Origin of the sequence: Nitrospira sp., from assembly GCA_029194665.1 — a bacterium.
Taxonomy (GTDB): domain Bacteria; phylum Nitrospirota; class Nitrospiria; order Nitrospirales; family Nitrospiraceae; genus Nitrospira_D.
Map to the genome: position 1 here is coordinate 168,572 of JARFXO010000005.1, position 18,201 is coordinate 186,772.

Annotated in this window: 20 protein-coding genes; 6 read left to right on the forward strand and 14 right to left on the reverse strand. The window is 56.3% G+C overall.

Annotated features, from left to right (window positions below):
- Positions 1 to 3 precede the first annotated feature (3 nt).
- Complete coding sequence (gene polA / locus P0119_16805; GenBank protein ID MDF0667712.1) at positions 4 to 2,661, reverse strand: DNA polymerase I; 2,658 nt, start codon at positions 2,659 to 2,661, stop codon at positions 4 to 6.
- A 71-nt stretch (positions 2,662 to 2,732) separates the two neighbouring features.
- Positions 2,733 to 3,164 carry a PGPGW domain-containing protein gene (locus P0119_16810; GenBank protein ID MDF0667713.1) on the reverse strand — a complete coding sequence of 144 codons (432 nt, stop codon included), beginning with the start codon at positions 3,162 to 3,164 and terminating at the stop codon, positions 2,733 to 2,735.
- A 227-nt stretch (positions 3,165 to 3,391) separates the two neighbouring features.
- On the opposite strand from P0119_16810, the gene P0119_16815 reads away from it, so the two are divergent.
- The gene (locus P0119_16815; protein MDF0667714.1) at positions 3,392 to 3,811 is read left to right on the forward strand and encodes a hypothetical protein; all 420 of its coding nucleotides are present in this window, start codon (positions 3,392 to 3,394) and stop codon (positions 3,809 to 3,811) included.
- A 65-nt stretch (positions 3,812 to 3,876) separates the two neighbouring features.
- On the opposite strand, the gene P0119_16820 is transcribed toward P0119_16815, so the two are convergent.
- The 6 genes from P0119_16820 to P0119_16845 form a co-directional block, all read right to left on the reverse strand.
- A complete protein-coding gene (locus P0119_16820; GenBank protein MDF0667715.1) occupies positions 3,877 to 4,536 on the reverse strand; it encodes an endonuclease III in 660 nt (219 codons plus the stop codon).
- A 63-nt stretch (positions 4,537 to 4,599) separates the two neighbouring features.
- Complete coding sequence (rpsU, locus tag P0119_16825) at positions 4,600 to 4,794, reverse strand: 30S ribosomal protein S21 (GenBank protein ID MDF0667716.1); 195 nt, start codon at positions 4,792 to 4,794, stop codon at positions 4,600 to 4,602.
- A gap of 72 nt (positions 4,795 to 4,866) precedes the next feature.
- Complete coding sequence (gene ftcD, locus P0119_16830) at positions 4,867 to 6,333, reverse strand: glutamate formimidoyltransferase (GenBank protein ID MDF0667717.1); 1,467 nt, start codon at positions 6,331 to 6,333, stop codon at positions 4,867 to 4,869.
- 91 nt (positions 6,334 to 6,424) lie between these two features.
- On the reverse strand, positions 6,425 to 6,670 hold the full coding sequence (locus tag P0119_16835; protein ID MDF0667718.1) for a sulfurtransferase TusA family protein: 246 nt from the start codon (positions 6,668 to 6,670) through the stop codon (positions 6,425 to 6,427).
- Between the two features lie 27 nt (positions 6,671 to 6,697).
- Complete coding sequence (locus P0119_16840; GenBank protein MDF0667719.1) at positions 6,698 to 7,231, reverse strand: DsrE/DsrF/DrsH-like family protein; 534 nt, start codon at positions 7,229 to 7,231, stop codon at positions 6,698 to 6,700.
- A 395-nt stretch (positions 7,232 to 7,626) separates the two neighbouring features.
- On the reverse strand, positions 7,627 to 7,824 hold the full coding sequence (locus P0119_16845; protein ID MDF0667720.1) for a hypothetical protein: 198 nt from the start codon (positions 7,822 to 7,824) through the stop codon (positions 7,627 to 7,629).
- Between the two features lie 62 nt (positions 7,825 to 7,886).
- On the opposite strand from P0119_16845, the gene P0119_16850 reads away from it, so the two are divergent.
- Positions 7,887 to 8,546: a hypothetical protein gene (locus P0119_16850; GenBank protein ID MDF0667721.1), complete on the forward strand. Its 660-nt coding sequence runs from the start codon at positions 7,887 to 7,889 to the stop codon at positions 8,544 to 8,546.
- 267 nt (positions 8,547 to 8,813) lie between these two features.
- On the opposite strand, the gene P0119_16855 is transcribed toward P0119_16850, so the two are convergent.
- The 5 genes from P0119_16855 to P0119_16875 all read right to left on the reverse strand — a co-directional run bounded on the left by P0119_16855 (position 8,814) and on the right by P0119_16875 (position 13,124).
- Positions 8,814 to 9,762 (reverse strand): IS630 family transposase gene (locus tag P0119_16855; protein ID MDF0667722.1). Its coding sequence is split into 2 segments (ribosomal slippage): positions 8,814 to 9,419 and positions 9,421 to 9,762, totalling 948 coding nucleotides; the frame shifts between segments, so codons are not numbered across the junction.
- 89 nt (positions 9,763 to 9,851) lie between these two features.
- Complete coding sequence (locus tag P0119_16860) at positions 9,852 to 11,861, reverse strand: cation:proton antiporter (GenBank protein MDF0667723.1); 2,010 nt, start codon at positions 11,859 to 11,861, stop codon at positions 9,852 to 9,854.
- Between the two features lie 305 nt (positions 11,862 to 12,166).
- Positions 12,167 to 12,682: a transposase gene (locus tag P0119_16865; GenBank protein MDF0667724.1), complete on the reverse strand. Its 516-nt coding sequence runs from the start codon at positions 12,680 to 12,682 to the stop codon at positions 12,167 to 12,169.
- Positions 12,683 to 12,772: 90 nt separating this feature from the next.
- Positions 12,773 to 12,940 (reverse strand): transposase, encoded by a 168-nt coding sequence (locus P0119_16870; GenBank protein ID MDF0667725.1) that lies wholly within the window; start codon positions 12,938 to 12,940, stop codon positions 12,773 to 12,775.
- A gap of 7 nt (positions 12,941 to 12,947) precedes the next feature.
- The gene (locus tag P0119_16875; GenBank protein MDF0667726.1) at positions 12,948 to 13,124 is read right to left on the reverse strand and encodes a hypothetical protein; all 177 of its coding nucleotides are present in this window, start codon (positions 13,122 to 13,124) and stop codon (positions 12,948 to 12,950) included.
- 691 nt (positions 13,125 to 13,815) lie between these two features.
- On the opposite strand from P0119_16875, the gene P0119_16880 reads away from it, so the two are divergent.
- The 4 genes from P0119_16880 (at position 13,816) to P0119_16895 (ending at position 17,701) form a co-directional block, all read left to right on the forward strand.
- Complete coding sequence (locus tag P0119_16880) at positions 13,816 to 13,998, forward strand: hypothetical protein (protein ID MDF0667727.1); 183 nt, start codon at positions 13,816 to 13,818, stop codon at positions 13,996 to 13,998.
- A gap of 140 nt (positions 13,999 to 14,138) precedes the next feature.
- Positions 14,139 to 15,854 carry an FAD-binding protein gene (locus P0119_16885; protein MDF0667728.1) on the forward strand — a complete coding sequence of 572 codons (1,716 nt, stop codon included), beginning with the start codon at positions 14,139 to 14,141 and terminating at the stop codon, positions 15,852 to 15,854.
- Between the two features lie 3 nt (positions 15,855 to 15,857).
- The gene (gene sdhB, locus P0119_16890; protein MDF0667729.1) at positions 15,858 to 16,817 is read left to right on the forward strand and encodes a succinate dehydrogenase iron-sulfur subunit; all 960 of its coding nucleotides are present in this window, start codon (positions 15,858 to 15,860) and stop codon (positions 16,815 to 16,817) included.
- Positions 16,814 to 17,701 carry a CoB--CoM heterodisulfide reductase iron-sulfur subunit B family protein gene (locus P0119_16895; protein MDF0667730.1) on the forward strand — a complete coding sequence of 296 codons (888 nt, stop codon included), beginning with the start codon at positions 16,814 to 16,816 and terminating at the stop codon, positions 17,699 to 17,701. Before sdhB ends, P0119_16895 begins: the two co-directional genes overlap by 4 nt.
- Positions 17,702 to 17,716: 15 nt before the next feature.
- Here P0119_16895 and P0119_16900 read toward each other — a convergent pair whose 3' ends face one another.
- Positions 17,717 to 18,106, reverse strand: a complete 390-nt coding sequence (locus P0119_16900) for a CBS domain-containing protein (protein ID MDF0667731.1) — start codon at positions 18,104 to 18,106, stop codon at positions 17,717 to 17,719.
- Between the last annotated feature and the right edge of the window lie 95 nt (positions 18,107 to 18,201).

The following is an 18,201-nucleotide window of genomic DNA, read 5'->3' on the forward strand; positions in this document are numbered from 1 at the left end:
GAGTTAGGAATGCGCCACGCGCCAGTTTTTACCGAAGCCGAGATCAACCTTGAGCGGCACTGATAAGCCCAATTGCTTGCCGACACCCTCCATTTCTTGCTTCACCAGCCGCCTTGCTGCTTCCAGGTCATGATCCGGCACTTCGAAGATCAGTTCGTCGTGAACTTGGAGGATCATCTTCACGTGAGGCAGTTCATCATGGAGGGTTTTGTGAACGTTGATCATAGCAACCTTGATCAAGTCCGCCGCGGAGCCCTGGATGGGGCTGTTCACCGCCATGCGTTCGCCGAAGCCTCGTTGTGTCGGGTCGCTACTTTGTAGCTCTGGAATCGGCCGGCTACGACCAAGGATCGTGGTGGTGTAGCCATTCTCTCGTCCTTCAGCGATGTTCCGATCCATGAGAGCGCGCACCGCCGGGAACCGCTCAAAGAAGGTGTCGATGTACTTCTTTGCCTCTGGTTGGGGCACGCCCAGATTTTGGGAGAGACCGAAGGGACTGATTCCGTAGACGATGCCGAAGACGACTGTCTTGGCAGCGCGGCGCATGTCTCTGGTGATCTGACTGGAGGGCAGGCCGAATATTTCCATGGCTGTGGCCATATGAATATCCTCCCCCCTGGTAAACACGGACAGCAAACGAGGATCTTTCGAGAGATGGGCAAGAATACGCGGCTCGATCTGGCTGTAGTCCGCGCAGAGGAGCTGGTGGCCGTTGGGGACGATAAACGCTTCACGGATGCGGAGGCCGTAGTCGCCTTTTACGGGGATGTTTTGGAGGTTTGGGTCGGTGGATGAGAGGCGTCCGGTTGCCGCGACAGTCTGGTTCAGCGACGTGTGGAGTCGTTTGGTCTCCGGATGCACCAGTTCCGGCAGAGCATCCACGTAAGTCGACTTGAGTTTGCTGAGGCTTCGGTAACTCAGAATCTGTGCGGGTAGCTCATGTTGGGCCGCAAGTTGTGTGAGCGTATCTTCATCGGTGGAGTAACCGGTCTTGGTCTTGCGCAGGGGTTTTAGCCCGAGCTTCTCGAATAGGACCGTCGCCAGTTGCCTTGGTGAATTGATGTTGAATTCGCCGCCGGCTGACCTGGTGATGGTTTCCATCATGCGGTCTAGCTCTCGTTCGAGCTCCTTACTCAATTCGTGCAGCCGTTCGACATCGAGCAAGAACCCGTTCCGCTCGATGTCCACCAGGACCGGGACGAGCGGCATCTCGACCTCGGTGAAGAGTTTCAAGCTGCCTTGTTCCGTCAATTGCCCTCTCAGGATCGGTTCGAGTTCGACCAGGGCAGCAGCGGCTTCCGTTGCCGCTTCGCGTGAACCGGTGTCCACTTCGAAGAGGGACTGCGGTTGGGCCTTCTCCTGCTTTTCCGATCCCAGCCGTTTTCCTAATCGCTCCAGCATGATTGTGTCGAGGCTATGGTCCCGGCGGTTGGGGTTGAGTAAATAGTCCGCGATCATCGTGTCCATGTATGGCGGGGCCAAGGTGACGCCGATGCGGTGAAAGGCCAGCAGGGTGGCCTTGAGGTCGTGCACGATCTTCGGCCTGTGCACGTCATGCAAGACGGGTATGATCGGCCGCAGGAACGTGTGCACATCGATCGGAATAAAGCCTGTCTGCTCGCCGCTGGAAAGGGTCAGGCCTAGGACGTCCGCGTGAATACCTGGCCGTCCGGTCAGCAAGCAGTGCACACCGAGGGGACCGGATTTCGGTACACCGTCGATGAATCGCCTGGCGGTCGTTTCGTCCTCGATGATGACGGTCGCGTGGAACTTCGCCTCCGGCTGCTTCGGCGAGGGTTGGAGGCTCTTGAGGAGGGACGTGAATTCCAGCTCGCGCAGCAGATCGGTCAGCTGGTCGTCATGGGGCGGCTTGAGCTGGTAGGACTCCGGATGGAATTGCACAGGACTCTGGGTATCGATGGTCGCCAGTCTTCGGCTGAGCCGTGCATTGTCCGCCTGTTCGGTGAGGAGCGTCTTGACGCGAGCCGGTGCGACTTCGTCGAGGCGTTGGAGCAGTTCATCGATCGTCCCGAATTGTGCGATCAACTTCATCGCGGTTTTCTCGCCGACCCCTTTCACCCCTGGTATGTTGTCGCTGCTGTCGCCCGTCAGACCCATGACTTCGATCACTCGCGCCGGCTCGACGCCGAACTTGGCGACACATTCCGCTTCGCCTGACCACTTGTCTTTCACGGGATCGTAAATCCGCACATGGGGTGTCACCAGCTGGAGCATGTCCTTATCGCCGCTGACGATGACGATGTCAGAGCCAGCTTGCTCCGCCTGGCGGGCCAAGGTGCCGATCAGATCGTCAGCTTCGTAACCGGCTTGCCTGACTGCGGGAATATTCAGTGCCTGTACCACCCGATGGATATAGGGAATCTGCGCCTTCATTCCGTCCGGCATCGGTGGACGCTGCGCTTTATACTCTTTGAATTCCTCGTGTCTGATGGTCGGGCCCTTTTCGTCGAAGGCGACGGCCAGGCCATCCGGTTTGTGTTCGCGGATGATCTTGAGGAGCGTGGTCATGAATCCGTAGACCGCATTCGTCTGCAGGCCTTTGGAATTATTGAGAGTCGGCAGAGCGAAGAAGGCGCGATAGATGTAGGCGCTGCCGTCGATGAGGTAGAGGGTTTTGCGCTGGTCCGTCGAGTCAGACATACGCACAGCCTACGGCGTTCAGCTATCAGCAGTCAGCAAGGGATTTTCGACTTCTCCCGACGGGTCTCGCTTCATGAGTCGGAGGCGATGATCAGCGGCGGCGTTCCAAACTTCTGGCGCATGTTGTTGATGGCACTCAGGACAGCCGGTTGACCGATCATTCTTGCTTCCAGCTTGCGCTTGCCGGGAAAGTCCAGCATCGTCACGCCGATCAACATCGTGAGAATGCCTTGACCCGGTAAAAATAACATCAAGAATCCAGCGAACAGAAAGACGGCTCCGACAGCGTTCTTGACGATATGGCCGAGCAACCGAAGCACCGGGTGATGGTTTTCCATCCAATTCCGCGGGACACGGGTGTCGAAGAAATCTGCCGGAAGCCGGACGAGAATGAACGGGATCGCAATCAATGATCCGACAAAGAAAACAACCGAGAGAACCGTCAGCGTAACGAGGGTTTCGGTCGAGACATACTGCTGAATCGCGGAAAGAAGCCCATCCATCGGTCGGCATCCTAGCATGGGCTTCTGTACCTCTCAAGATAGATCGGGCCGAGATCTCGTGTTTACGCAGTCGTCTCCGATCGTTATAATGATTCCTTATGGAGCCACTGTACGAATCTTTGTCGATGAAAGCGAGACGCATGACTGCCCGATGACCTCCAACGAAGTCGAGCCCCGATCAGAGACTCCGTCAACAGCGTGACAGCCCGCGCGCAGAAGAAGTAGGTATGTCGACTAAACCGAAGTTCGTCATCTTCGCCCACAACGCCACCTACGATAAGCTGCACCAGGTCGCGACGCTCGGCATGACGGCCGCGGCGATGGGCAAAGACGTGATCATCGTCCTGTTATTCTGGACGATCAAAAAACTCGCGGAAGGGAGGATCGATCAGATCGATTTCCCCCCAGAATATGCCGAATCGGCTGCGGAAGTTGCCCGGCTGCTTAAAGAGAAAAAGGTGCCGAAGATCTCGGAGATGTTCCAAGATGCCAAGCATGTCGGGAGGCTGCGGATGATTGCCTGCAGCGCCGGATTGGAATATATGGGTGTAGACAGTTCTGCGGTCGAACAGAACGTCGACGAGGTGTTGGGCCTGCCCGCCATTCTTTCATTAACCGCTGACGCCGAAACAAAGCTCTTTATCTGAGGCAGGTGAAAAGTGAAAGGTTGTTCCCCTGTCCGATCGTACGTTTCACAGCTTACCGTTCTCGTCTAACGACTTCTCGTGACTCCCACTCGATCACACAATTCGGTCAACTTGCAGGTGCTGCACAGAGGCGAGACCGGAAGACAGAGGTTCTGTCCATAGGGAACGAGGAGATCGTTGTAGATGATCCAGTATTGCTTGGGTAGCGTGAGTCGAAGGGCCTGTTCGGATTCTTCGGGTGTCTTCGTCTTGATATAGCCCCATCGATTGCTGATCCGATGGACATGAATATCGACACAGATCCCAGGTTTGCCGTACCCGATAGTCACAACCAGGTTCGCGGTTTTTCGTCCCACCCCAGGTAAGGTGACCAGTTCATCGATGGAGTCCGGTACCACCCCGCCATACTCGTCGAGCAACTTGCGGGAGATCTGGTGAATGGCTTTGGCCTTTGTCCGGTAAAAGCCGACCGGATAAATCATCCGTTCGAGCTTCTTCAGCGGCAGCTTCAGCATGGCTTCCGGTGTGCGAGCCATGACAAAGAGTCGGTCGCCCGCTTCCCTTGTTGTCCTATCCTTGGTTCTCAAACTGAGCAGGGTGGAAATGAGGATGAGAAAGGGATCGCGATCCGACTCCTTGGCTACGAAGCCAACGACCGGCTCTTGCCAACGACGAATCTCACGCTTGAGGATGCGGATGGCTGCATGAATGTGCTCCCGACGCATGGGATCTGGGCAGGGGCGGAAAGAAGGATGGTGAGACGAGCGAAGACCGTTAACAGTAGCTCTCTAGTCAGGCCTCCGCTTCGATAGCCACTTCTGTCGGCGTCGCTGAGCTTCGCGTTGCTTGGCTTTCTTCCTCACACTGGGCTTCTCATAGAAGCGACGGCGCTTTAACTCGCGGAACAGACCCTCGCCTGCCAGCTTCTTCTTAGCGACCTTGAGGGCTTTCTCGACGTTGTTGTTAAAAACCTTGATTTCCATCCGATTGGTTTTCGACTTTCTCAGGCCAGGTCGGCCTGGTGCTTACGGTTTCCAATAAATAGGCGCCGGAGTCTAACACAAGCCCTTGAGTTCCTCAAGACTTTCCGTGGCCTTTGCAATTCTGAATTGCATGGTTGTCGTAAGTGTATGATTTTGTTGCACATGTACATTCGCGCGCACCGTAACAAGGCCTGCTTGAGCCGCTGCAATGGCTATGGTCTCCCCTACCACAAGGTCTGATTGAATGGTCGGCCTAGCTCCTTCGAGCAACATATGGAGCGACCGCGCAACCTCGCAAGACAATTCCGCGATTTCTAACGGCACTTCCGTAGCTCGTTGGAGCGCAATCGAAATCGCATGTGGGCGATCAGGATGTTCTTTGGGTATCTTATAGACGTCCATCAGCTCGGTGTAAACCTCTGCATCTTCCTGAACAAGCCGATGAAGCTGCCGGCTCAACTCAAGTAAACGCTGTTCTCTGTCCGATTGTCCACTAAGGCGTGCCCCCATTACTCCCAAGGAAGCCGCCAGGGCACCCACGAATGCCGCCACGCTGCCACCGGCTGGAGTTGGTTTAGCCGCGGCGAGGGCGCTAAGGAAACCTGATAGGGTTTCTACCGGTTCTTTCTTGGCAAGCGCCGCCTCGGCAATTTTCGTTTCGAGTACCTGGTCTGGATTGAATCGGTCGAGCTGCAGCGACGCGGCTGCGGCCTGATCCAGTGCCGCCTCCGGAACTAATCCGACTAGTTCACTACTCGCTACCGGTATGCCATGTTTCGCGGCTTCAGTCTTGACCGCCTGAAACGCGGTTAGCAGCGGTGTCACTTCGTAGTCCGTCAGATTCATTGCGACCTGCACCATGCCACGGCTGGCCAACTCTACGCCGATCGCTTTCAGATGAGTCAACCCACCGCTTGATTGGCGCACAGCCCTGGCGATAGCCCTGGCTTGATCCACTTCTGTCGAACGGAGGTTCACGTTGTAGGCGATCAGTGGAGGCCGAGCCCCGATCGCGATCGCTCCTGCGCTCGGATGTAGTCGGGACGGGCCAAAGTCGGGAGTCCAGGCAGGATCGGAGGCCATCCGGAAAGCCAAACCCTCAAGCCCTCCTCGCCTGACCGCCTCCAAAGGGCCATGGTCGGCACGACCTGCGGCACGTTCGTATAAGAAAACGGGGATCTCCAGTTCACGCCCAACTCGTTCTCCTAGTCGTTTGGCCAGCTGGACACAGTCTTGCATTGTCGTATCCCTGATCGGGATAAACGGCACAACATCTGTGGCTCCTATGCGGGGGTGTACTCCGACATGTGAACGCAGGTCGATCAGTTCAGCCGCGATCCGAACGGCACGAAACGCAGCTTCAATAGTCGCGTCCTGGCCTCCACAAAACGTCAACACCGACCTGTGGTGGTCGGTATCCATCGAGTGGTCCAAGAGAACCACGCCGGGTGTCGAAGCTACGGCATCAATCAGAGCCTGAACAATCGCCTGATCCCGGCCTTCACTGAAATTCGCCACACATTCGACGATTCCATCCATAGGTCCTTGCCTGTGCAAACGAAAAAGCCGGAGGACCGATGACCGTTCCTCCGGCTGCTGACTTAACCGTCGTTCTCGTGCAGGAGTCTAGCTATTTCGCCTTCTTCACAAACGCCTTATAGATGGGGCCCGACTTTGCTTGTTCCTCTTCCAAGCCCATCATTTGATGGCCCGTGGTTTCACACCAAGCCGGCATGTCTTTCTTGATGCCCTCATCATCGGAGACGACTTCCAGCACCTGTCCCAAGGCCAATTCTTTGATCTTCTTGGATGTGAGAATAATCGGCATTGGACAAAAATATCCCAACGTGTCGAGTTTGACATCGGCCTGCATCATGAAAACACCCTCGTTTCAGTAGACGGTTCAAATGAATAGATTGACATTACCCTGTTTGGCTTCTGCCAGGTACGTAGTCACGCCTGCGAACTGATCGATGCCGTCGATCAACGTATTCTTGGTAATACCCATGAGGCCCATCGTCGTCGTGCAGGCGATGAACCGCACGCCCAGATCGAGGGCCGTTTGCATCAACTCAGGCACGCCCGGCATCCGGTTTTGCTTCATCACCGTCTGCATCATCTTCGTTCCCAACCCCGCGAAGTGGAATCGGGACAACGGCAGTGCGTCGGCGCCACCCTTGTTGAGCAGTCCGAACATCCGTCGAAGCCAATCTTTGGCCGAACTCGTAGCTCCCCGTCTCCGAATCGTGTTCAATCCCCAAAACGTAAAAAACATGGTCACACGCATACCCATCGCAGCAGCGCCCGTGGCGATGATAAAGGCCGCCATCGCCCGATCGAGATCACCACTCAGCAATACGATTGTGACTCTTTCGGGCTTGGATTCTTGCAGTTGTGCCAACGTCGTCGTCGGCTCGATCTGTTGTGTGGCAATCATGATCTCACCTCATCACACGCTCAACTTCTGCGCATGAACAGAATAGTATGTGATCCTTGGGGGTGTCAAGGAACCGGGTAACCGCGCAACCGTGTTGACATTGCTTGATCAATCGCCATCCTCTCGATATAGTCACAATTCATCGGACGAACCTCTCTCGCGAGTTTTCTCCCTATCGAAAGACCCTCGTGATCGAACAGCCATTACCCGTGGGTGTACCTTCGAAGAGCCGTTCCCTCTTTGGCTTTTGGTACCCGGCCGTGCCCGGTCATACCCTGCGCCCGAGCACGATGAAGAGGTCGCAGGTGCTCGGGTTGCCGATTGTTCTCTGTCGCAATCGAGCGGGTGGACTCGTGGCGATGCGCGACATCTGTCCGCACTGTGGTATGCTCCTGTCATTCGGCCGGTTCGACGGTGAACGAGTGGAAATGGGTGGTAGTTCGACTTGAAGGGACGCTGGCAAAATGTTTCTCGGCCAGGATCAGTGGGCGATGAACCGCCTGGCGGTAGGACTTCCCCACAGACCCTCGTCGATGTTTCTCGGCGATGCCGATATGCCGGAGAACTGGTACTCCATGCTGATAGCGACCCATCCAGCATCCGTGCAAACAGGCCGGCCTTTTGATCATCCGGTCAAAGGACGAGTGATGCTCCGGTGGCGAAGCTGACCGCGCTCTTTCGGCTGCTGTTGATGCTGATGATGGCGATCACGCCTACGATACCGTCGTATGCCGGAAGCTCCAAAATCGTCTCCGTCCCGACGTTGGGCGTACTGGGTGAGGGTCTTCCCGGTGTTGTGAACTACATCTTAGTCCAGCTTGATCACGTGGCTGGGCATAGCGGCCCTACCGTTGAGTTCAATGAAATCAACTTGGGAGGAGGATCCGTCGTCGGCGAAGAATGGAAGGAAGGTGCCCGTCGAGCCCTGCGCGCCGTGACCCATACTGTGGGTGACAGCGGTCATGATTGGTTGATCACGATCAAGAATCGCTCTGTGACGTCTTTGACCGACGGGATGAGCGCCAGCGCCGCCGTTGCAGTGGCGATTATGGCAGCCTACCGAGGAGATGTGATCAGATCGGATGTTGCCCTATCAGGCCAGATCACTCCGGATGGTCGTGTAGATGTGGTAGGAGGGTTGCCCGTGAAAATTGAGGCTGCCGCCAACGCGCATTACCGAACAATCATCGTCTCTCGGGATCAACCGCTCACGCCGGATTGGGTAGGCGCGACGGAGGTTGCCTCTCGCAAGAGAGTCCAGCTCATTCAAGTAGGCACACTGGATGAAGCCTATCAAGCGATGACGGTACGCTGAGGGTCTTGCACACACGGTCCGTTTTGCGGACGGGAGCGAGTCGCTGAGCACCGATGTCTTAAAGACCGAGGCGTAGTCATTCCACCCACTCGCCGCGAGCTGCTTTGGCAGCTCTTATCCGGTGGTACGTTGAGGCCTTGAGGTTCACGCCGCGCCGAATAAGGCGCGGCACGTTCGTGAACGCCGCCGAGATAGTGAGGCGGCAGTGTCACGCGAGAATGGGGTTGGAGGGCTCTTGCAATATCCTCACGCTAGAGCGTTCCCTTTTTAGGTTGATGCATAGCCCGCATTCCTGAAGTAGTTGGCGCACTCGTTGGGCTGGAAGGTTTTGAGAAGCTGGCCGAGTTTCCTCCACAGGGGTTCGACCGTTCGTTCAGCGGCCTTCCGCAGAAGCGTCTTGATCTTGGCGAAGACCTGTTCGATCGGGTTGAGGTCGGGGGAGTATTGAGGGAGCAGGAGGCGGGTTGCCCCAGCCTTGCGGATGGCGGTGTGGACAGCCTTGTTCTTGTGGCTGGTGAGGTTGTCGAGGACGACCATGTCACCAGGCTTCAGGATCGGGACCAGACAATGCTCGACATAAGCCAGGAAGCTATCACCATCGAGAGGGCCGTCGAGAACACACGGCGCGGTCAGGCCGTCTAGGCGCAGCGCCCCCACGAACGTCAGGGTTTTCCAGTGCCCATGCGGCACCTTGGCTCGCAGGCGCTCGCCGTTACGACAGCGGCCATGTGTGCGCACCATGTTCGTTTTGATCCAGGTCTCATCGATGAACACCAGGCGCCGGGGATCGAGCTTCGCCTGCTGGTTCTTCCAGCGCGTGCGGCGCTGAGCGACATCCGGCCGATCCTGTTCGCTGGCGTGGACGGTTTTTTTTAAAGCGGATCCCTTCGCCGATATAACAATACGACAGCATCCCCGTTGTCGCCTTCACACCACGCTCGTTGAAGAACCGCGTCGACAACGCCATCAGGGTGATGTCCGGTTCAACCTCCAGCACGTGTAACAGCCACTCCCGGTGCGGCTTCAGTTTCGATGGGCGGTGGCCGCCGGTGCCAATGATCCCCCGTGCCCCCGTTTGCAGGTAGCGGGCGACCCACCGGATCGCTGACGAGTCACTCACGCCAAAGCGTGCTGCTGCTTCCCGCCGCGACAGCTTCCCCTCAACCACCGCGTCAATCACCCGTTCCCGCAAGTCCTGCGAATAGCCTTTCCCCATCCATCCGGCCTCCTTCCCGGTCTCGACAGGGAATCACAACGGCGCGTGATAGGGAATCATTTTCTGATCCAGGCTATTCGAGGAATGCTCTAGGCGTTGCCCTGATTCGCCAGAATAAACCCCATGGCTCGTCTGATCTGATCGCGCGTTCCCAGCAGTACCACAATGTCGCCGACAAGGAGTTTGGTTTTCTCTGATGGGTTGGATTCCGTGACGCCGTTTCTGGTCAGGGCGATGATGGACGTTCCGATTCGCGGCCGCAACGCCAGTTGAGCGATCGTTTTTCCAGCCGCCGGCGAATCTTCTTCGATTCGACAGGTCTCCACTTCGACATCAGCGAGGGTTCCGCCGCGAAGGTGATGAGCCAGTTCGGGGACCTCGCTGCGGCGGAGCAGCGCATACCCTTCTCGACGCACCTGTTCAGCCTTTCGCGTGATGAAATCGTGCGGCATGTTGTAGGTGCGGAGGACGAGTGCAAAGATTTCAATCGACGTTTCGAATTCTTCCGGCACGACGTCATCGGCGCCTAGCTGATGGAGTTCTTCCAATTCTCGCAAGTAACGGGTTCGTACCACGATGTGGATCTTCGGGTTCAAGCCTCGAGCTGCCTGCACGGCTCGCCGAGTCATGAATGGATCGGAGATGGCGATGACCAGAACACGTGCATCTTCGATTTTCACATGCCTCAAGACAGTCGGGTTTGTTGCATCTCCATAGTAGAGCGGCAAGCCGTGAGCCGCTTCTCGACGCACCGTATCCCCCTCCAAATCCAACGCGATGTAGGGCACTTCCGTCTCACCCAGTACACGGGCCAGGTTGCGTCCGTTGAGCCCATATCCCACGATAATCACATGGTCTTTGATGCGTAGATGCCTTCCCTCTGCTTCGAGTACATGGGCTGTCGTCTGCCCCGGAAACCAATGGTGCAGTCGTTGCACGGCCTCAACGCGCCGCGCGAGATGCGGGGATACCTGCATTAAGAACGGCGTGATGATCATGGAGCAGACCGAGACCGCGAGGAAGATTTGGTACGGCGGTCCCGACAAGAGCTGATTGTCCAAGCCGACCTGTGCCAGGATAAAACTGAATTCACCTACCTGTGCGAGGGCAATTCCAGTCATGACGGCCGAGCGAGGAGGTACGGCGACCGCCAACACGGCTCCCGTTCCAGCGATGAACTTTAGGAGCAGTACGACGAGTAACACACCGGTTACGACGAGGGGATACTCGAGCAGGATGCGCCAATCCATCAAGATGCCGATGGAGACAAAAAACAGGCTATTGAAACTGTCTCGAAACGGCAAGACGTCGGCGATGGCTTGATGACTGTACTCCGATTCGGAAATCACGAGCCCGGCGATGAAGGCTCCCAAGGCCAGGGACAGCCCGCCGAGAGATGTCAGCCACGCAATACCGAGACACATAACAATGATGGTCAACAGGAAGAGTTCACGGCTTCGGCTACGAACGATGTGGTCGAGTAATTTCGGAACCACATACCACGCAGCTGCAACAATGCATACGACCACCACCATCGATTTCACCAACGAGAGCAGCGCCGGTGTCAATGTCCCGTCACCGTGGCTGGCCAGAATAGGCGTCAGTAAGATCATCGGGACGACGACCAAGTCCTGGAAGATCAAGATTCCGATGGTGGCTCGTCCGTGGGGTGAATCGCTGTCTCCACTGGCGGCCAAGGCTTTCAAGACAATCGCAGTGCTGCTGAGCGATAGCAGAAAACCCCAAAAAATCGCCTGAGGTGTCGGTAATCCTGCCAGTATGCCGCCGAGCCATGAAATCGCGATGACTCCCCCGACTTGTATCGGAGCGGCAATCAAGAGTAGCCGACGAAGCGAGGTCAGTTGCACCAACGAGAATTCGATACCGATGGTAAACAGAAGCAGCACAATCCCGATTTCCGCCAGCACGTGCACTGTTGCGATGTCGGAAATCAGGTTGAGTCCATGAGGACCGATCAAAGCCCCGGCGACGAGAAATCCGGCGATAGAAGGCAGTCGGAATTGATGAAACAGAAACACCACCGCGATAGATACGGTGTAAATGAGCACCAAATTCCCGAGTACGCTGTAATCCGTCATGTCGATTGCTGGGCCGTTAGATGTCCTGGTGCGTCAATTGTTCACGTGATTGCCTTCATAAGCCCGTGATTTCGAGCAGATCAATGAATCAGCAAGGTAACTGTAATGTCCGGGAGATAGGCAGGATACCTGAGGTTTCTGGCGGGGACAAGGTAAAGGCAGATGTCGGCCAGGTTAGCCTGTGCTCCTATTCCTTTTCGGAAGGATCACCCTGGGCGATCTACGCAGGAGAGAGCCAGAACTGTCATGCCATCCGGGTTAAACACCGGAGGTCCATTCCATTGCTCCTTCTGAGATTCTATGGTTCATGTCAAGCATTTTGTTATTCGCTCTGGATTAAATGTTGTCCGGTAATGATGAATAGACCACGCGGTCCGGGCGATTTTGCGAGCGATGATCACCAACGAGGCGGTCGTACTCCAGCCTTGCGTGCGGTACGATTCGTAGATCGGTTTCCAGACGGTAGTTTTGACGGCCGACATCGCAGCGTTAAACAGCAAGCGGCGCAACTCGGCCGGGCCGCGTTTGGACAAGCGGCGGCGACCGGCTTTCTGTCCCGAGTCATTCGCCCGCGGATCCAACCCGGTGAAAGCGACGAAGGCATCCGCCTTGCGAAACGGTACGCGCTCCAACGTATTGGTCAAGCTGAGGCCTACCAGGGGACCGACGCCCACAATGGTTTGCAACCGATGTTGGGCCTCCTGGTGTTGGGGCGAACCAGCCGCAATCGCAGCCATGGCCGTATCAATCTTGGCAATCAACGCCTCCAATTTGCTCATCACGGCCTTGAGTTCGGCGGCAAAGCCGCCCAGATTGCGCATCGTCAGCTTGAGCGTGCCTTGGAGACGGACAATCGTGGCACGCCGTCGAATCAGCTGATCCAGCTTGCGTTGATTCGCCGTGGGAGGCGTCTAGGCACGCAAGGGCGTGTGCTCTTGCGCGATGAGTCGGGCAATCAATTCCGCATCCACCCGGTCGGTTTTGGCCCGGTTGCCCATGGCCTTGGCGTAGTGCCGAGTATCCAACGGGTTCAGCAGGAAGACGGTAGAACCGTGGGCCTGCGCCAGGGCCGCCAGCAATTCATGATTAGGTGCTGGTGGATTCCAAGCCGATGCGGCTGCCAGCTGGGAGAGATGTCAGCCATGTCCGCAAGGGGGCCCGCTGATTGGGAATACGCTGGATCGGAAAACTGTGCTCGGCACATGCGACCACAACGGCGTCTTTGGCCACATCCACGCCGACATTCAGAACGGGTTGCATCATCGTCGCCTCCTTGAAAGCAGAAATGCACGACGCTGGGGTGGCACACACCGACGTGAGCTTGCAGACAAATCGGCGGTCAGGGGTCCTGCCGCGAGATTCTTCATCGACGTTTGTGGTGTGGGTGGGAGAGTGCTCAGACAGTCTGTCCGCTGTGCGGCAGATGCTAGTCGATGTCCCTCCACCCCAGCTCCTCGTAGCTTCTCAAGAATGAACGGTAAAACACCATACAAGCTTGTCCTAAAGGATTCTGAACTTAACGACACGACATTCGCTTGCCTGGGGCACTTGATGGAGACCTGAGAGCGATGAAGAGGGAAGTCCTCCTGAGGAGTACGGTCGATCTTACAATTTTCCATCGAGGGCTGCCTCGGATAGCTGAGCTGACATGGTGAGAACTTGTTGGCTCAGACAACTATATTATCTTCGGGTTAAATCTCTCAGGCCGGTTGTGGTAGCATGTTGCAAAGGTGCTCCTCAGGAAGTCGTGTGGGGCAGTTGACTTCGATTGCGCTATGTTCGGCCCTTCGAGAAGTAGGACCTGAGCGAGGCACTCTGAAGATGGGGTGGGACTGGGCCTTCAAGGAGCGTTTCCTCCAGCTCTGGGATCATGCCTATCGGTGGAGCCGCCCATAGGTTCTTTGCCTGCTGGTTCCGGGGCGCCATCCATAGCTGACTGAGATCAAGGGCTGAGGTGGCGAAGCGGAATCGGCGCCACTGCCTCACTGTGCTGACTTATCTGCTGCACGACACCACCAATGCGGGAGTGAGAGCCGTCAAGACGACGATCGAATGGCTGAAGAAAAACGGCGGCTTCCGCAACGTCGAGCAATTCAAGATTGCCAGATGCTTCCATTACAGAGGCTTAGATCTCTAACCAACTTACACAAGAGCGTGAAAAGCCAAAGGTATGGATATAATGAAGACCTCCGGTTACAATTTCTCATATGGCGATGAGATGTTTTCTCTGTTGTCCTACGGTCATCTGCCTGATTCGAAGGGGTGTGTGTCACTGACATGACGACTGCTAACGAATACGATGTGCTGGTGATGGGTGCGGGATTGGCGGGGATGCGCGCAGCTCTGGCCGCGCATGATGCCGGTGCTCGGGTGGCGATCATGACGAAGGTCCATCCGGTTCGAAGTCATTCCAACGCGGCGCAAGGCGGCATCAATGCCGCGATGACGGACCGTGGGGACGAGTGGGAGGAACATGCCTTCGAGACCGTCAAGGGGAGCGATTATTTAGCGGATCAGGACGCGGTTGAAATTCTCGCTCAAGAAGCCGGGCGCGAGATTCTTACGTTGGAGCACATGGGTGTCATTTTTAATCGGAATGAAGAGGGCCGGCTCGGCACACGTCGGTTTGGGGGGCAAAAGCGGGCCCGTACCTTTTTCGTGTCGGATTTTACCGGACAAGCGATGCTTCATGTCCTCTTTGAGCAACTCATGAAAGCGCGCGTACCAGTTTTCGAGGAATGGTTCGTGACCTCATTGGTGAAGGATGCTGATGGTCGTTGCGCGGGCTTAGTAGGGTTTGAAATTCGAACGGGTCAATTTGCTTTGGTGAAGGCGAAAGCGGTCATCATTGCTTCCGGGGGATTGGGGCGGGTGTTTGAGCCGAGTACCAATGCCTTGATTTGTACGGGTGACGGCATGGCGATTGCCTATCGCGCCGGCGCCGCTTTGATGGATATGGAAATGGTGCAGTATCACCCGACAACCTTAAAGGGAAAAGGGCTGTTGATTACCGAAGCCGCTCGTGGAGAGGGTGCGTATTTAGTGAATCGTGACGGCGAACGGTTCATGAAGCGGTATGCCCCGAATATGATGGAGTTGGCTTCACGCGATGTAGTGTCGCGGGCCGAACAAACCGAAATCAACGAAGGTCGAGGGATGGACGGGTGCGTCCTGTTGGATTGTCGTCATTTGGGTCGACAGCTTATCCACGAGCGGCTTCGGCAGATTTCTGACGAGGTACAGTCGTTTGCAGGAATTGATTTAACGAAAGAGCCTGTTCCAATCCGGCCAGGCATGCATTACCAGATGGGCGGCATCAAGACCGATGTAGATGGGCGATGCTGGGAGATGCATGGCGCATGGGCTGGTGTCCCGGGGCTGTTTGCCGCCGGGGAGACGGCCTGTCTGAGCCTTCATGGAGGTAATCGGCTTGGCGCGAATTCATTATTGGACACCGTTGTGTTCGGTCGACGGGCTGGCCGATGCGCCGCGGAATACGCGCGGGAGGTCCCAACGCCTCACGTTCCTGATTCGGCCGTGGGGACGGAGCAGCAGGCTGTTTCCGCATTGCTGTCGCGCCATGCCAACGGGGACTCGGTTGCAACTATTCGGCACGAAATGGGTGTCGCGATGAATACTCACCTGGGGGTCTTTCGCGACCAGGAGGGCATGATGACGGCGAAAGGGGCGTTGGAATCTCTGCACGATCGGTACTCGCGTGTGGGCGTGCAGGATAAAGGTCAGGTGTTCAACACCAGCCTCATCCGTGCCTTAGAGCTTGGGTTCATGTTGGACTGTGCTGAGACGATTGTGCGTAGTGCTTTACTCCGTCGGGAGAGTCGAGGCGCACATTTTCGGACGGATTATCTCCATCGGGATGATGCGCAGTGGTTGAAACACATTTTGGTCTATCACCAACCGGATGGTTCCTCACGGGTAGAATATTTGCCGGTTCGCCTCACCCGATGGGAGCCCAAAGTACGGATCTATTAGTGCATGATCACGATATTTCGCATTCGCCGCTTTAATCCAGAGGCCGCACCCTCCATGCCGTATTTCCAGGAGTATAAACTGGATACGGATCGAGCGGATACGGTGCTGGATGCGCTTATTGATATTCGCGAAACCCTTGATGAATCCTTAACGCTCCGGTGTTCCTGTCGAGGAGCGATTTGCGGTTCCTGCAGCATGCGCATCAATGGCCATGCGGCGTTAGCCTGTAAAACCAAAGTCCAGGCGATGGCTTCGGAACGGGGAGTCGTGCAGGTGGAGCCCATGAATAACATGCCGGTGATCAAAGACTTGGTCACCGATATGGCTGGGTTTTGGGAAAAAGTACGACAAGTGCAACCGTGGCTCCAACCAGCCGGCCAGGAACCGGAAGGTGAATACCTCGCTTCATCCGAGTCGATGAATCACCTCACGGGCGTGATGGGGTGCATTATGTGCGGAGCCTGTGTGTCGGACTGTGCCGCACTGGAGGTGGATGAGCGGTTTGTCGGCCCGGCAGCATTGGCAAAAGCGTACCGATTTGTGGCCGATCCTCGTGACGGTGCCGCCCGGTCCAGGTTGTTGGCTCTCAACGAACCAGGCGGCATGTGGGATTGCACCCGCTGTATGGAATGTATTGAAGTGTGCCCCAAGGGCGTTGGGGCCATGGAACGTATTATGTCGCTCAGGAGCCGAGGGATCGAGGCAGGTGTCCCTTCAACATCCGGGTCTCGACATGCTGAAGTGTTCGCGGACCTCATTTACCGGAAGGGACGGTTGGATGAGCCCATGTTGGCGACTCGAACGTTCGGTCTCCAGAACTTGTCTCGTCTGCTGTCTCTTCTTCCCATGGTCCTCCGGGCATTCGTGAGAGGGAAAGTCCCCAAATCTGGCCCGTTGCATCGGGCCATTCCCGGCGTGGAGAAGTTTCGGAGGCTCTTTCAACGGATGGAGGAACGACCGTGAAATTTGCATTTTTCCCAGGGTGTGTGTCTAAAGGGGGATGTCCGGAGCTCTATCAGTCTGTGATGGAGGTCTATCCGCGGCTTGGTTTGGAGTTGGAAGAAATGACTACGGCGTCGTGCACCGGAGCGGGCGTGCTGCAAGAGAAAGACCGGAAGTTGGGAGATGTGTTGAATGCCCGGACCTTTGCCCTGGCGGAACAAGCCGGGTTGCCGATCATGACGATTTGCAGCACCTGCCAGGGTGTCATGAGCCAAGCCAATCACCGCCTCACGACGGATCCTCCCTATCTGGCCGCAGTCAACGAGATACTGAACGAGGAAGGCTTAACCTATCGAGGGACGACGCAGATCCGTCATTTTGTCTGGATCTTACTCGAAGAGTTGGGGGAACAGGGCATTCGGCAACGGGTGCGACGACCATTGACGGAGCTTCGGGCGGCTCCGTTCTATGGATGTTATTTGCAACGTCCATCTGAAGCGTTGGGGTTTCAGGACCAACCGGATCGGGCGAAATCGTTGGAACTCATCATGAGCTGGTTGGGATTGGAGGTCGTGGACTTTCCCGGGAAAACTCGATGCTGCGGGTTTCCGCTTCTGACGATCAATGAAAAGAATTCCTTACGCATGGTTGCGAGCCACACGTTGGATGCGAAACGCAATGGTGCCGATATCTTGGTGACTCCCTGTCCGTTGTGCCACCTCAACCTGGATGGGATGCAGTCAAGGGCGGCCGGCCAGCAGCAAGCCGACATTGATCTTCCGATATGGCATTTGCCTCAACTGCTTGGCCTGGCGATGGGTATGGAGCCGAAGCGTCTTGGGTTGACTCGTCATCTCGTGTCAACTCAAGGAGTGCTCGACAAGCTCGGATCCGCCGTTGCGTAGCTTGGTGCGTGATGGTCAGAGGGCCTCGTGAGCGACCGTTTTAAAATAGGCGAGGAGATCGCGAGCGGAAAGAATACCCACGATCGTGCCTGCATCGGTGACCGCCAGATGGCGGATGTGTTTGTCTGCCATGAGGTCACGCGCGTAATGCGGTGATAGGTTCTTTTCCACCGACATAATCGGCTTCGACATCAACTGCGAAACGGCGGTGTCCGTTACGTCGATTCGTTCGGCGACAGCCCGGACGATGTCGGTTTCCGTGATGATTCCCGAAAAAGTCTCGTCGGTTTTCACTAACAATGAGCCGATGTGACTGCCGTGCATGCGTGCCGCCGCTTCTCGGATCGTCGTCTCTCCTGGAACCGCACTGAGGTCACGGGTCATGAGTTGTCCTACGATTGCCATGAGGAGCCCTCCTGGTTCAAGGGGTTGTCGAGTTTCTGGTTCAATGAATGATGAGACTATTCTAGGAAACGATAGGGGGGATGCGCAACGTAGGT

Bases quoted from the DNA above. Each gene is read 5' to 3' on its own strand.
- polA (MDF0667712.1), bottom strand. From the start codon at position 2,661: ATGTCTGACTCGACGGACCAGCGCAAAACCCTCTACCTCATCGACGGC.
- P0119_16810 (MDF0667713.1), bottom strand. From the start codon at position 3,164: ATGGATGGGCTTCTTTCCGCGATTCAGCAGTATGTCTCGACCGAAACC.
- P0119_16815 (MDF0667714.1), top strand. From the start codon at position 3,392: ATGTCGACTAAACCGAAGTTCGTCATCTTCGCCCACAACGCCACCTAC.
- P0119_16820 (MDF0667715.1), bottom strand. From the start codon at position 4,536: ATGCGTCGGGAGCACATTCATGCAGCCATCCGCATCCTCAAGCGTGAG.
- rpsU (MDF0667716.1), bottom strand. From the start codon at position 4,794: ATGGAAATCAAGGTTTTTAACAACAACGTCGAGAAAGCCCTCAAGGTC.
- ftcD (MDF0667717.1), bottom strand. From the start codon at position 6,333: ATGGATGGAATCGTCGAATGTGTGGCGAATTTCAGTGAAGGCCGGGAT.
- P0119_16835 (MDF0667718.1), bottom strand. From the start codon at position 6,670: ATGATGCAGGCCGATGTCAAACTCGACACGTTGGGATATTTTTGTCCA.
- P0119_16840 (MDF0667719.1), bottom strand. From the start codon at position 7,231: ATGATTGCCACACAACAGATCGAGCCGACGACGACGTTGGCACAACTG.
- P0119_16845 (MDF0667720.1), bottom strand. From the start codon at position 7,824: ATGGGTCGCTATCAGCATGGAGTACCAGTTCTCCGGCATATCGGCATC.
- P0119_16860 (MDF0667723.1), bottom strand. From the start codon at position 11,861: ATGACGGATTACAGCGTACTCGGGAATTTGGTGCTCATTTACACCGTA.
- P0119_16865 (MDF0667724.1), bottom strand. From the start codon at position 12,682: ATGCGCAATCTGGGCGGCTTTGCCGCCGAACTCAAGGCCGTGATGAGC.
- P0119_16875 (MDF0667726.1), bottom strand. From the start codon at position 13,124: ATGATGCAACCCGTTCTGAATGTCGGCGTGGATGTGGCCAAAGACGCC.
- P0119_16885 (MDF0667728.1), top strand. From the start codon at position 14,139: ATGACGACTGCTAACGAATACGATGTGCTGGTGATGGGTGCGGGATTG.
- sdhB (MDF0667729.1), top strand. From the start codon at position 15,858: ATGATCACGATATTTCGCATTCGCCGCTTTAATCCAGAGGCCGCACCC.
- P0119_16900 (MDF0667731.1), bottom strand. From the start codon at position 18,106: ATGGCAATCGTAGGACAACTCATGACCCGTGACCTCAGTGCGGTTCCA.